Origin of the sequence: Vreelandella sulfidaeris (assembly GCF_042429665.1) — a bacterium.
Lineage (GTDB): Bacteria > Pseudomonadota > Gammaproteobacteria > Pseudomonadales > Halomonadaceae > Vreelandella.
This window is the reverse complement of sequence record NZ_JBHMAC010000010.1, coordinates 1,129,675-1,142,167: the sequence shown is the minus strand read 5'-3', so window position 1 is coordinate 1,142,167 and position 12,493 is coordinate 1,129,675. Positions and strand designations below refer to the sequence as shown.

The following is a 12,493-nucleotide window of genomic DNA, read 5'->3' as shown; positions in this document are numbered from 1 at the left end:
CTCGCACTAGGGTAAAGCATTCCGATTAACGAGTGGTTCTCAGATGGTCATGAAAGCTTCTCTTCAATTGCGTATCGGCACACAGCTGACCATGACACCCCAGCTGCAGCAGGCGATCGCCCTGTTACAGCTATCCACACTGGACTTACGTCAAGAAATCCAGCAGGCCTTAGACGCCAATCCCATGCTGGAGCAAGAAGATGAATTTAGCGAGCAAGTCGTTAGTGAGCCTAAAGAGGAAGAGTGGGCAGAGAGCATTCCTACCGAGCTATCGGTAGACAGCGACTGGTCAGATACGTATCAAGACATGGGCAGCCAAGGTGGCAGCAGTAGCGAAGGCCCCGACTTTGAAAGACAGGCGGCTGGGCAAAGCTTACACGGTCACCTGTTATGGCAGCTTGCCATGACCGACTTTGATATGCGTGAACAGTTGGTTGCAGAAAGTTTAATCGATGCCTTGGATGGCAATGGCTATTTGACTCAGCCGCTTAATGATATCCGTGAAGGCTTGCGTGCCCAGGGTATCGATGGGCTTAGCCAACGCGAAGTGGAAACCATCTTGCTGAAGCTCCAGCAATTTGAGCCGACCGGCATTTTTGCCCGCGACTTGCGTGAATGCCTGATGCTGCAGCTCGCCGCCCTACCCGATGAGACGCCACTATTGGTGCCTGCGCGCCGTTTAGTACGCCAGTTTCTAGAAGCGCTTGGCAAAGATGATATGCGCCTGCTAAAGCGTCGCTTAGGGCTTGATGACCCATCACTGGCTGAGGTTATTCAACTTATCCGCAGCCTGGACCCCCGTCCAGGCAGTGCCTATAGCGTCACCAACGACAGCTATATAACGCCTGATCTGGTGGTGCGTCATGACCACGAAGGCTGGCATTTGGAACTTAACCCTGAGGCGCTGCCGCGACTGCGCATCCAGCCCGACTATGCCAGTTTGATCAAGCGTGCCGATAAAAGTCAGGATAACCAGTTTTTAAAAGAGCATCTGCAGGAAGCACGCTGGCTTATTAAAAGCCTATCCAGTCGCAACGACACGCTGCTACGCGTGGGCCGTGAGATCATTACTCGTCAAATTGGCTTTTTAGAGCACGGCGAAGAGGCGATGAAACCATTAATTCTGGCCGATATCGCCGAAGCAGTGGAGATGCATGAATCGACCATTTCTCGGGTGACCACTCAGAAGTACATTCATACGCCGCGGGGCGTGTTTGAACTTAAGTACTTTTTCTCAAGCCAGGTCAGCAGTCAGGATGGCGACAGCCACTCAAGTACCGCCATCCGTGCCCGACTCAAAAAATTGATCCAAGATGAGCCGCCGGGCAAACCGCTTTCTGATAGTCGCTTGGTCACCCTGTTAGGGGATGGTGGCATTCAGGTGGCAAGACGTACCGTCGCCAAATATCGTGAAGCCATGGGCATTCCTTCCTCTAGCGAACGACGCCGTTTACGCTAGCACCCATTAACGTTTAAGTGAAAGTCCCGCCAAGGGCTTTGCAACGCCGTAAAAAGGGTTACAATCGAAGAACAGTCCGATGGATAAGGAGCACGTCAATGCAAGTTAATATCACTGGTCATCACGTAGAACTGACTGACGCCTTGCGTGACTATGTCAACGAAAAACTCGAACGTGTAGAGCGCCATTACGACAACATCACTACGGTGCAAGTCACCCTATCAATTGAGAAAGAGCGCCAGCAGGCCGCCTGTACATTGCATGCAGCAGGTGCCGATTTACATGCAGAAGCCATGGACAGTGATATGTACGCCGCTATCGACGCCTTAGCGGATAAAATTGATCGTCAACTCGTTAAACACAAGGAAAAAGCACAAGCTCGCGCCCAAGGCGCTGGCGTGCGTTAATTCGATGACGTTGGAAACCATACTCCCCCCGGAACGCGTTCTTTTCGATGTTCCCGGGGGCAGCAAAAAAAGGGTGCTGGAATTTTTCAGCACCTTTATTGCCCAAAACATTCCCAGCCTGGATAGCCAAGAAGTGTTTAGCCGTTTAATCGGCAGAGAACGCTTAGGCAGCACCGGCATCGGTAACGGCGTGGCTATTCCGCATGCCCGCAGCCCCCACTGCACTAGTCCTATCGCGGGGTTTTTAAAGCTGTCTGAAGCGATTGATTTCGACGCTATCGACGGTGACCCAGTGGATCTAGTATTTGTTCTACTGGTACCGGAAGAGGCGGATGACACTCACCTCTCCCTGCTAGGCCAGGTGGCCACCATCATGAATGATGCAAACACCCGCCAGCAGTTGCGGAAAGCCGGTAGCCAACGCGAACTACTTGAGCTGATTACCGCCAAAATTCGTGAGCAATCATCGACCTGAAGGCCGTGCAACACTGCAGCATAACGTACGGCCGGTTGTTTTTTGCTCACCATCCCCCACGCAGCTTGATCAACGCAAAGAGATAACCTATGCAATTGGTGATCATTAGCGGCCGCTCAGGGTCTGGAAAATCTATCGCGTTACAAGCGCTTGAAGACCTGGGCTACTACGCGATTGATAATCTTCCCGCCATGTTATTGGGGTCATTGGTTGATGAACTGCGCGGCCAGGGTAATCGCACTCACTTGGCAGTCAGTATTGATGCCCGTAACTTGCCGGGTGCGTTGGAACGCCTCCCTTCTTTATTAGACGAGCTACGAGAGCGAACGATTGATTTTCAGGTCATTTATTTAACCACCGACGCTCGCATCCTGCTTGAGCGTTACTCTGCCACTCGGCGTCGCCATCCGTTGACCCGAGACAGCGAAATGACCCTGGAAGAGGCGATCAATAAAGAGGAAGAAACGCTGCACGGCATCCGCGATTTGGCGGACCTGCTGATTGATACATCGCGACTATCGGTACACGATTTACGTCGTCGTATTACCGATCAAGTAGCCCATCAGCGGCGTGACAAGCTAACGCTGACACTAGAGTCCTTTGGCTATAAACGCGGCGTGCCGCTCGATGCCGACATCGTCTTTGACGTGCGCTGCCTGCCTAACCCTTACTGGGACCCAACGCTGCGACAGTTCACTGGCCGCGACGACAACATTGTGGCGTTTTTGAGTAGCTATCCGATTGTCGATGCCATGAGCAACGACATACAGGCATGGCTTGAACGTTGGCTGCCCGCCTACCAGAATAGCCAGCGAAGCTACATGACTATCGCCATTGGTTGCACGGGTGGGCAGCACCGCTCGGTTTATATGGTTGAACAGCTTGCGGAGCGCTTAGTGCCTCTCATGGGTGAGGTTCAGTTGCGCCATCGCGAACTAGGGCTGCACTATAATCTGAGCGAGCAACCTGCCGATTCACTCGTCAGCGGCATTTCCCAGAGCGACGAACGGCAGCAGACCACTTAAACGTTTTTACCTGTCATGACACCACTCGGCGAAAAGGAACCAGGGTGCCAGAAAGAAAACTTACACTGACTAATCAGCGAGGGCTTCACGCCCGGGCGGCGACCAAACTGGTCAAATGTGGCCAGCAGTTCACAGCCAAGATCCAGGTCTATAAGCAGCATCAAATGGCCGACGCCGCTAATATTATGTCGCTACTGATGCTCGCCGCTCCTTGCGGTACTGAACTAACTGTCATTGCCGAAGGCGACGACGCTGGACAGGCGCTGGATGCTATTCAAGCGCTGTTCGATGCCCGTTTTGAAGAAGACCAGTAAGACTGGCCCTCTTTTGTTCGTCCTTGCAGCATGCAGGAGTAGCGTTACAACGCTATCAATCACCTGCCACGGTCATCGCATCAACCAACCAGCTACCCGTGTGAACACTGCCACGGGTATCGGTGTCGTCACCAATCCCCACCAGCCCAGCAAACATCTTTTCTAAATTGCCGGCAATAGTGAACTCTTCGATCGGGTACTGCACCTGACCGTTCTCGATCCAAAAGCCCGCGGCACCACGCGAATAATCGCCGGTCACCCCATTAACGCCCTGCCCCATCAGTTCAGTCACCCAAACCCCCCGCCCCATCTCTTGCAGCAGGTGTTGGCGCGACTGAATCGGCGCATTTAACCGTATATTACGTGCGCCCCCAGCGTTTCCAGTCGTTTGCATCCCCAGCCGACGAGCACTGTAGGAAGAGAGCATATAGCTTGCAATGCGCCCTTGATCAATAAAGCGATTATCGCGGGTTTGCACCCCTTCGCCATCAAACGGTGAGCTTGCCATGGCACCGATTTCCATCGGCCGCTCTTCAAGACCAAACCACTCAGGAAACAGCGGCGTACCGAGCCGGTCACATAAAAACGAGGCCTGACGATACAATGCGCCACCGGCTAAGCCGCTTAACAGATGCCCGATCAAGCCACCAGCCAGTGACGGGTCAAACAATACCGGGAATGTCCCTGTGGGCGGGCGCTTGGCGCCAAGTCTGCGTAACGTGCGGCTGGCTGCTTCACGCCCCACCTCGGCGGGGTCGCGCAAGGCACGTGGATCCCGAGCGGACGTATAGTCATAGTCGCGCTGCATGCCTGCCGCATCCTGGGCAATCAACATACATGAAAGCGAATGGCTGCTGCCTTTTTGAGTACCTAAAAAACCGTGACTATTGGCGTAAACCCGTACGCCTTCACCACTCGAAAGAGAGGCGCCATCCGACTGGGAAATACCCTCAACGTCCCGCCCCGCCTGCTCGCAGGCAAGCGCTATTTCAGTGGCTTGATCGGTGGTTAATGCCCAAGGATAGTGAACTTTTAAATCAGGCAGGTCGGTCGCCATCAAAGCAGCATCGGCCAATCCCGCTGCGGGGTCTTCACCGGTATAACGGGCGATGGCGAGCGCCTTCTCCACGGCCGCCTGAATCGAGGCGCTGCTGGCATCGGTGGATGAAGCGCTGCCTTTATGCTGTCCGACGTACAGCGTGACGGCAATGCCCTGATCACGCGATAGCTCAACGGTTTCCACTTCACCCTGGCGCACGCTAACGCCGATGCCTTGATCAACGCTTGCGCCCACTTCGGCAGCATCCGCGCCCATGCGCTTCGCCAGCGCTAACGCCTCTTCAGCCCGTGCTGTCAATAATGACTGCTGTGCGGATGCATCAAATGCCTGTGCCATACGGCCTCCTTTCTCAACCGAAGCTCTCTCAAGAGAATCTCTTCAGCGAATCAATGTTGTTCTCGCAGCTGGTATAATGCCGCATCGAATCTTGTCTGTGAGTCACACTATGCGTAAGCAACGTCCCGATCCTATTGCTGCCGAAGAGCAGGAAGAACGCCCTAGCAAATCGCAACTCAAGCGCGAAATGCATGCCTTACAGGCGCTTGGGGAAACTCTAATCGCCATGCGCCCGGCTGAACGCGCCCGGTTTCCGCTTTCTGACGATATGCTCCGCGCTATCGAGGAAACCGACCGCATACGTTCCCATGAAGGCCGCCGACGCCATATGCAGTACGTTGGCAAGTTAATCCGCAAAGAGGATCTTGCCGCTATCCAAGGCGTGTTCGACTCCATTGATCGCGAACAGGAGCAGCGAGACCACGCTTTTCACCGTCTCGAAAAATGGCGGGAACGCTTGATTGAAGAGGGCGATACGGCGGTCGACCTGTTCATGGCGGAGCATCCTGATGCCGATCGTCAGACCCTTCGACAGTTGATTCGCAACGCCCAACGAGAGCGCGAACAAGGCAAGCCACCTACTAGTTCGCGCAAACTATTCAAACACCTACGCGAAACACTCGCGCTTTGATCAACGCCTAGGATTGCGTGCCGCCAACGGTCAGCTCATCCAGTTTCAGGGTGGGCTGACCGACACCTACCGGCACTCCCTGCCCCTCTTTGCCACACACGCCAATACCGGTATCCAGCGCCATATCATGGCCAATCATAGAAACACGCCCCATCGCTTCAGGGCCATTGCCAATCAGCGTGGCGCCCTTAACCGGTGCGGTGATTTTACCGTCTTCGATCAGATAAGCCTCGCTGGCCGAAAACACAAATTTGCCCGAGGTAATATCCACCTGCCCGCCACCAAAGCTCACGGCATAAATGCCTCGTTTGACGCTTTTGATGATGTCCTCAGGCTCATCCTGACCGGCAAGCATGACCGTATTGGTCATACGCGGCATGGGTAGATGAGCAAAAGACTCACGTCGGGCATTGCCCGTCGGCGCCATTCCCATTAAACGGGCATTGAGCTTGTCCTGCATATAGCCCGTTAAAATACCGTCTTCGATGAGCGGCGTGTATTGGCCAGGTGTCCCTTCATCATCAACACTCATAGAACCGCGGCAGTCTGCCAGGGTGGCGTCATCCACCACGGTGACGCCCTTAGCGGCGACACGTTTACCCATCTGTCCGGCAAACGCAGAGCTCCCCTTGCGGTTAAAGTCGCCCTCAAGGCCGTGACCGACCGCCTCATGGAGCAATATTCCCGGCCATCCCGACGCCAGCACCACCGGCATTTGCCCTGCCGGGGCTTCAATCGCCTCAAGGTTGACCAATGCCTGACGAACCGCCTCTTTAGCGTACTGTTCCGCCACTTGGTCATCACGCAATTTTGCCATTGAGTAGCGACCACCGCCGCCGGCACTGCCGCGCTCACGTCGGCCATTTTTTACCGCGATAACACTGACATTGAAGCGCACCAATGGGCGAATATCGGCCGCCAGCGTGCCGTCGCTGGCGCGCACCAACACCACTTCATAAGTACCCGAGAGTGACGCACTCACTTGACTGATACTGGGATCGGCAGCACGCGCGGTACGGTCCGCTAAATTCAGCATCGCGACTTTCTCTTCCGCACTCAAGCCCGTTAACGGATCAATACCTGCATAGCGCGACACGGCCGAGACCGGACGCACCAGCTGGCCTGGCAAGCGTTTTCCGCTACGCACAATTCCCGCCGCTGTCCGGCCAGTGTCCATGAGCGCATCAGCAGTAATCTGATTGGAGTAGGCAAAGCCGGTTTTTTCACCCGCTAACGAGCGTACGCCCACCCCGCCATCAATGTTGTAACTAGCCTCTTTTACCTTGCCATCTTCCAGTACCCAGCCCTCTTGCCAGGTACGCTGAAAGTAGAGATCGGCATAATCAACGCCCACCCCCATGGCATAGCCCAACCCCGTTTCCAGCGACTCTATATCCAGGCCTCCAGGGGTCAACAGAATGGCGGCAGCCGTATCTACATCACTTTTATATGCGGTCATTGAGGGCCTTCTAAAGTAACCTGCGGCGAGGACCAGGGGCCTCGCACGCGATAATGGAGAGTCGTGGCGCGATCTAAGGCGTCACCAAATAGTTGATCAACGAGAAATAGCGCCCCACCTACGATCGGCGCACCCACCGCAATGGCGGCGAACGGTAAACTTTGGGTTACGGGCAGTATGACGCCAAGTCGCTGGTCAAGTTCACGGCTAACAAGATCGGCCTTGCCAGTAAGTGTTAAGGTGGCGGCGGGAGCGCTAATTTGCAATGGGCCGCGTAACGTCAACACCCCACCGTTAACATCGGCGGTACCGTTAACTCGGTCAAACGCCGTACCCTGGCCGGTTACATCAGAGAAATCCAGCCGCAGACGACGCAGGATATTATCAAAATTAAGCAACCCGATTAAACGTACCGGCGCAGATTCCAGGGTGATAAAGCGACCATCACGAATATCGGCACTGATATAGCCATCGGCATGGCTCAATATTAACTGCCAGGGGGCGCCTGGCCAGTCCAAAGAGGCGTTGACATCGGTACTGCGACTACGCAAGGCCACCGGCTGATCCAGCCGCTCAAGCGCGGTTCCAACATCCCCGCCCTGAATAGATATATCCGCCCAGGTGTGGCTCGACACAGCCCCTCCCTCCCAGTGCAGCTCACCACGTGCTGAGAGCTGACCTAACGTTAAGCCGACGGGGGTTAGTGAAAAACGCTCGCCATTGGTTTTCCAATACGCGGTCAAAGGACCAAAGCGACGCGAGCCCATCGCTAACTCGGCTAGCCTTAGCCGTCCATCGGGCACGTTAGCAAGCCAATCGGGAATCGCGGCAGGTGGTTCGTGCTGGGTGTCGACAGCCTCTAGCCAGGAGTCTGGGGTAGGCGCATCGCTATCGTGCTCCACGTTAGCTAACGCCAGCAGGCGATCAAGCGCCAGCTCGTCAATCGTGATGTCTAAAGGTTGCACCGCTTCGGCATTGTACTGCACGTGACCGGTCGCAATATTACCGTCCACATCCACATCGATAAGGCCATTATTGAGTCCTCCTGTTGCGCGGAGATTGCCTAAACACTCATTTTGATACACCACACAGGGCGTTGATAGCGATACCGCTAGCGGCATCTGAGGAGGCTCACTAGACGAAACAGCCGCCTCACTGTTCATTAAGGGAGCTATCGCCTGCTGCCAAGCCAGAGGATCAAGCCTTGGTATCGCGGCGTCGACATCAATACCCGGCTGAACAGGCCAGTCGGGAACGCTGATTGCCGTGCTGCCCATCTTCAGCGATCCGGCAATGTCGCCGTTACGCTGCTGAAGGCGCGCATAGGCAATATCGGCCAGACGGCTTTCTAACCGGCCTTCACCGATATCAGCGGTTAAAGACCAGGGCCAAGGCTGCTGTGCCGTTTTGGCAAAAGGTTCCGGCAAGTGGCTGGTGATGCCGAGTAAACGGCTTTCCAAGTGAAGAATAGGTGTCGGCATTAACGTCATCCGGCCCTGCCACTGAAGCTGGCCTTCAAGCGGTAGCGTGTCCTGACCAGCCTCTAACCCGGCTAGCCCGAAAAGCGCGGCGCTAGCGACGTTTCCACGCAGCTGTAGGCCGTTACGCTGCGTATCAATATCTGCACTTATTTCGCCCCCTAACAGGCGAGCGCTGGCTTCACCTATTAACCCTTTTCGTTCACCATCCTGTAACCACGAGAGATCTCCCACCACGGACCGAGCACGTAAACCCAACGGCTGGTAAACCACCTCTGAAAGATTAGGTTGCGCATTGATCTCCAACTGAAGCGCGTCGGGTGTATCCAGTGGCAACGACAGCGCTATATCGCCATCGACATCACCGCTGATTCGCAGCTCCTTAAGAGGCGCCAGATCCACGTCGGGCATCGCCTGCAGGAACGTACTGAGCGCTTGACCTTCCGCGCTGAGCTGGCCAGAAAGCTCCAGTATGTCATCCTCCATGACCAAGCGCCCCTCGGAAGCCGTGACACCATGGCTGTTGGCGCTGTCGATCTCCGCCTTGAGTACTTTGTCGTGCCACTTGAGGCGCCCCTCCACATTATCCAGGCGCGGCCAGCCTGGCGCTATTGGGAGATGCCCTTGGGTAATCGCTAACGCCAGCGTCGCTGTCAAATCATCGGCGGTCACCGCCTTCCCTAACGGCTGACTTAGCTGCAAGGAACCTTCGGTCACATAGCCACCGACATCATTCAGTAGCCATTCACGCAACGCTTCATCCAGAACGTTTAACGGCAGCCATTGGGCCAACGGACGCTCAACAGCATCGACATCATTAAACGCAAGATCTAACCCAAAATGCCCCTGCTGATTGCCAGTCACTAAACCAAAGCCACCCGACACCTCGGCCCCGTCCCAATTGGCGCGTAAGTGCTTACCACTGACCATGGAATTAGGGCCGTCATATACCCACTCCACTTCACCTTCGGCGTGGCGTAATTGCATCGGATCAGCAAACAGCTTAGGAAAATAGAGTGAGCTATCACCGTCACTGCTAAACAGCACATGACCTCGTAAGTCCCGCGCCTGCACCCAGGCGTCCAAAGGCCCGCCCCCTGGCGCATGCTGCCATGGCGACACCTGTAGATTGGTTAACGCCGCATCCACGCCCCAGTGACCATCTTTTTGACCTATCTGTAAGCCCTGCACTTGCCCGCGCGGGGCGAGTGTTTGCAACACCCGTGTCAACGATTCAGGCAGGAAGACATAATCACGCCAGGCAGTCAGTGATGCTAGCTCAAATGCGCTGGTGCGAACTTCCCAACGGCCAGGTTGATGGGTGGCGTGCCAGTGCCGTGGCAAGGCAGGACCGACGCTCCCCCCCGGGGGCTGCGCCCATTCCACACTATCAGCATCACCGCTCAACCACGCTTCCCCCCCCTCGCCGTCACGCTGCCACAAGCCATTGGCTTTGATATCTCTTAATACGGCGTATTGAACGTTATGACGAAGCGTCAGTTGAGGAACATTAACGGCAACACGGCCCTCTTCAAGCCGCCCAGCACTCCAACGCCCCCACAGTCGCGCGCTGCCTCCTGCTTGCTCTAAAAAGGGGACATGGTCAGGCCGAAACAGATCCGCGAGTTCGACTAATTGATCAAGCTGAATATCCAATTGAAAGGCGGCAGAGAAATCACTGAACCCTGCTTGACCCGGCTGCATTTCCACCTTTATTTCAGCCGCTGGCAGCTCTACCTCGCGCGCCTGCTGGAGAGATTCCGCAACACTGATCGCGCCCTCCAGGCGCGTGCGTCTCTCATCGCCTGTCAGCAATAATGTTTGGGCATGAAGGGTGATGGTATCTTGGCTGCCATGAAGCACTACGCGGGTGTTGTCTACCCACAGCCGTTGGCGCAGCAGCAGGCCGGCCCAGTCATCAATGGTGGCGAGATCAACGTCCGGCTCTGGTGCTAGCAGTAATGGTAACCGAGCAGGCTGAGGCCACTGCCAAGAGGCGCCCATACCTTGATAGAGGTGAAACTCGGTGCCGCTAATGCGTGCATCACTAAAAATGGGTGCCCAACTACTCAGCGACGCCAAACTATCCAAACGCAGCCGTGCCTGATCTAAAGAAAACAGCGCTTGTCCATCAGGCGTTGCCGCACTTAGCCCGTCTAGATGTAGCAACAGATCATTGCGGGCAAGCGTGAGCGACAAATGCTCAATTGTCACCGGCACGCCAATACGTGCCTCAAGTAACGCCTCCAGACGGGGGGTCAAGGCATCGACTTGGCTAATAGCCAAACGGAGCAGAAGCAGCAGCACCGCCAGGCTACCCAATAGCCAGGCCGTGACCAGCAAACTCCACCGCATCAGCGAACGGATAAGCATGGCGAGTTACATCAGTACGATATCGTACTGCTCTTGGGAGTAGTGCTGCTCAACCTGAAATCGGATCGTTTTATTAATAAACGTTTCCAGGTCGGCCACTGCCGCTGACTCCTCATCTAATAAACGGTCAACGACGGGCTGCGAGGCAAGCACCATGTAAGTTTCAGCGCTGTAAGCGCGCTCTTCGCGTAGAATTTCCCGAAAAATTTCATAGCAGACGGTTTCTGGGGTTTTAAGCGTCCCCCGCCCACTACAGGTAGGACAGGCTTCGCAGAGCGTTTGCTCCAGGCTTTCCCGCGTTCGTTTACGGGTAAGCTGAACAAGACCAAGTTCGGTGACGCCGGTGCACTTGGTTTTGGCGTGATCGCGCTCTAACGCCTTTTCCAATACCCGTAATACTTGGCGCTGATGCTCCACATCAATCATGTCAATAAAATCAATGATGATGATACCGCCTAAATTGCGCAGCCGAAGCTGACGCGCAATCGCCGTGGCGGCTTCCAGATTGGTCTTAAAAATGGTTTCTTCAAGGTTGCGGTGACCAACATAACCACCTGTATTGACATCGATGGTGGTCATTGCCTCAGTGGGGTCAATCACCAAGTAGCCCCCCGACTTCAGTTGCACCTTACGTCCTAGGGCTTTTTGGATCTCATCTTCGACACTGTAAAGGTCGAAGATAGGCCGCTCGCCGGGATAATACTCGATTCGCTCAACGGCACCGGGCATAAACTCTTCGGCAAATTCAACCAGCTTGACAAAGTTTTCGCGTGAATCAATGCGCACTTTTTCGATATCGTCGCGCATGACATCGCGTAGAGTGCGTATAAACAGCGGTAAATCATCATAAATCACGGTCTGTGGTGGAGCACTCACTTTACGCTCACTCACTTTGCGCCATAACCGCAGCAAAAAGTGCATATCCCCTTTTAGCTCTTCATCGCCGACACCTTCTGCCGCCGTGCGGACAATAAAGCCCCCCGTGACCTCCAGCGTCTGCTCCGCCACGCTACTATCCAGAAGCGCTTTTAAACGCTCACGTTCGCGCTCATCCTCAATGCGCTGCGACACGCCATGATGAGGTGAGTCAGGCATATAAACCAAGTAACGCGACGGAATCGATAGGTGCGTGGTTAAGCGCGCCCCTTTGCTGCCGATGGGATCTTTCGTTGCCTGAACAACGAGCGCCTGCCCTTCGTGGAGCAACTGACCAATCGTTAGCTGTTCATCCAGTGGCGTTCCGGGCGGCATGACTTCGTGAGCATGAATAAACGCCGCCCGTTCCAAGCCAACATCAACAAAGGCAGCCTGCATGCCAGGCAATACGCGAACCACTTTGCCTTTGTAGATATTGCCTACGATACCGCGCCGACGAGAACGTTCGATCAGTGCCTCTTGCAAAACGCCGTTTTCAACCAGCGCTACGCGAGTTTCCATTGGCGTTAAATTGATGAGAACTTCACCGCTCATGCAAAA

Annotated in this window: 10 protein-coding genes; 6 read left to right on the top strand and 4 right to left on the bottom strand. The window is 55.0% G+C overall.

What is annotated here, in order from left to right:
- Nucleotides 1-43: 43 nt before the first annotated feature.
- The 5 genes from ACFFLD_RS10135 (at nt 44) to ACFFLD_RS10115 (ending at nt 3,680) form a co-directional block, all read left to right on the top strand.
- A complete protein-coding gene (locus ACFFLD_RS10135; RefSeq protein WP_386039733.1) occupies nt 44-1,459 on the top strand; it encodes an RNA polymerase factor sigma-54 in 1,416 nt (471 codons plus the stop codon).
- A gap of 98 nt (nt 1,460-1,557) precedes the next feature.
- Complete coding sequence (gene hpf, locus ACFFLD_RS10130; protein WP_386039730.1) at nt 1,558-1,866, top strand: ribosome hibernation-promoting factor, HPF/YfiA family; 309 nt, start codon at nt 1,558-1,560, stop codon at nt 1,864-1,866.
- Nucleotides 1,867-1,870: 4 nt separating this feature from the next.
- The gene (locus tag ACFFLD_RS10125) at nt 1,871-2,341 is read left to right on the top strand and encodes a PTS sugar transporter subunit IIA (protein WP_386039727.1); all 471 of its coding nucleotides are present in this window, start codon (nt 1,871-1,873) and stop codon (nt 2,339-2,341) included.
- An 89-nt stretch (nt 2,342-2,430) separates the two neighbouring features.
- A complete protein-coding gene (rapZ, locus tag ACFFLD_RS10120; RefSeq protein ID WP_386039725.1) occupies nt 2,431-3,366 on the top strand; it encodes an RNase adapter RapZ in 936 nt (311 codons plus the stop codon).
- Between the two features lie 44 nt (nt 3,367-3,410).
- The gene (locus ACFFLD_RS10115; protein WP_386039723.1) at nt 3,411-3,680 is read left to right on the top strand and encodes an HPr family phosphocarrier protein; all 270 of its coding nucleotides are present in this window, start codon (nt 3,411-3,413) and stop codon (nt 3,678-3,680) included.
- Nucleotides 3,681-3,735: 55 nt separating this feature from the next.
- On the opposite strand, the gene pmbA is transcribed toward ACFFLD_RS10115, so the two are convergent.
- A complete protein-coding gene (pmbA, locus tag ACFFLD_RS10110; RefSeq protein WP_386039721.1) occupies nt 3,736-5,076 on the bottom strand; it encodes a metalloprotease PmbA in 1,341 nt (446 codons plus the stop codon).
- 109 nt (nt 5,077-5,185) lie between these two features.
- On the opposite strand from pmbA, the gene yjgA reads away from it, so the two are divergent.
- On the top strand, nt 5,186-5,707 hold the full coding sequence (gene yjgA, locus ACFFLD_RS10105) for a ribosome biogenesis factor YjgA (RefSeq protein ID WP_386039719.1): 522 nt from the start codon (nt 5,186-5,188) through the stop codon (nt 5,705-5,707).
- A 7-nt stretch (nt 5,708-5,714) separates the two neighbouring features.
- On the opposite strand, the gene tldD is transcribed toward yjgA, so the two are convergent.
- From tldD to rng, 3 genes are read right to left on the bottom strand one after another with little or no spacing between them, the layout of a single operon-like run.
- Nucleotides 5,715-7,166 (bottom strand): metalloprotease TldD, encoded by a 1,452-nt coding sequence (tldD, locus tag ACFFLD_RS10100; protein WP_386039717.1) that lies wholly within the window; start codon nt 7,164-7,166, stop codon nt 5,715-5,717.
- Nucleotides 7,163-11,017, bottom strand: coding sequence for a YhdP family phospholipid transporter (locus ACFFLD_RS10095; protein ID WP_386039715.1), 3,855 nt, complete (start codon nt 11,015-11,017; stop codon nt 7,163-7,165). The genes tldD and ACFFLD_RS10095 overlap by 4 nt, the downstream gene beginning before the upstream one ends.
- A 6-nt stretch (nt 11,018-11,023) precedes the next feature.
- Nucleotides 11,024-12,487, bottom strand: coding sequence for a ribonuclease G (rng, locus tag ACFFLD_RS10090; protein ID WP_386039713.1), 1,464 nt, complete (start codon nt 12,485-12,487; stop codon nt 11,024-11,026).
- Between the last annotated feature and the right edge of the window lie 6 nt (nt 12,488-12,493).

What these genes read in the sequence shown, in the direction of transcription:
- ACFFLD_RS10135 (WP_386039733.1), top strand. Translation starts at nt 44, where the DNA reads ATGGTCATGAAAGCTTCTCTTCAATTGCGTATCGGCACACAGCTGACC.
- hpf (WP_386039730.1), top strand. Translation starts at nt 1,558, where the DNA reads ATGCAAGTTAATATCACTGGTCATCACGTAGAACTGACTGACGCCTTG.
- ACFFLD_RS10125 (WP_386039727.1), top strand. Translation starts at nt 1,871, where the DNA reads ATGACGTTGGAAACCATACTCCCCCCGGAACGCGTTCTTTTCGATGTT.
- rapZ (WP_386039725.1), top strand. Translation starts at nt 2,431, where the DNA reads ATGCAATTGGTGATCATTAGCGGCCGCTCAGGGTCTGGAAAATCTATC.
- pmbA (WP_386039721.1), bottom strand. Translation starts at nt 5,076, where the DNA reads ATGGCACAGGCATTTGATGCATCCGCACAGCAGTCATTATTGACAGCA.
- yjgA (WP_386039719.1), top strand. Translation starts at nt 5,186, where the DNA reads ATGCGTAAGCAACGTCCCGATCCTATTGCTGCCGAAGAGCAGGAAGAA.
- tldD (WP_386039717.1), bottom strand. Translation starts at nt 7,166, where the DNA reads ATGACCGCATATAAAAGTGATGTAGATACGGCTGCCGCCATTCTGTTG.
- ACFFLD_RS10095 (WP_386039715.1), bottom strand. Translation starts at nt 11,017, where the DNA reads ATGCTTATCCGTTCGCTGATGCGGTGGAGTTTGCTGGTCACGGCCTGG.
- rng (WP_386039713.1), bottom strand. Translation starts at nt 12,487, where the DNA reads ATGAGCGGTGAAGTTCTCATCAATTTAACGCCAATGGAAACTCGCGTA.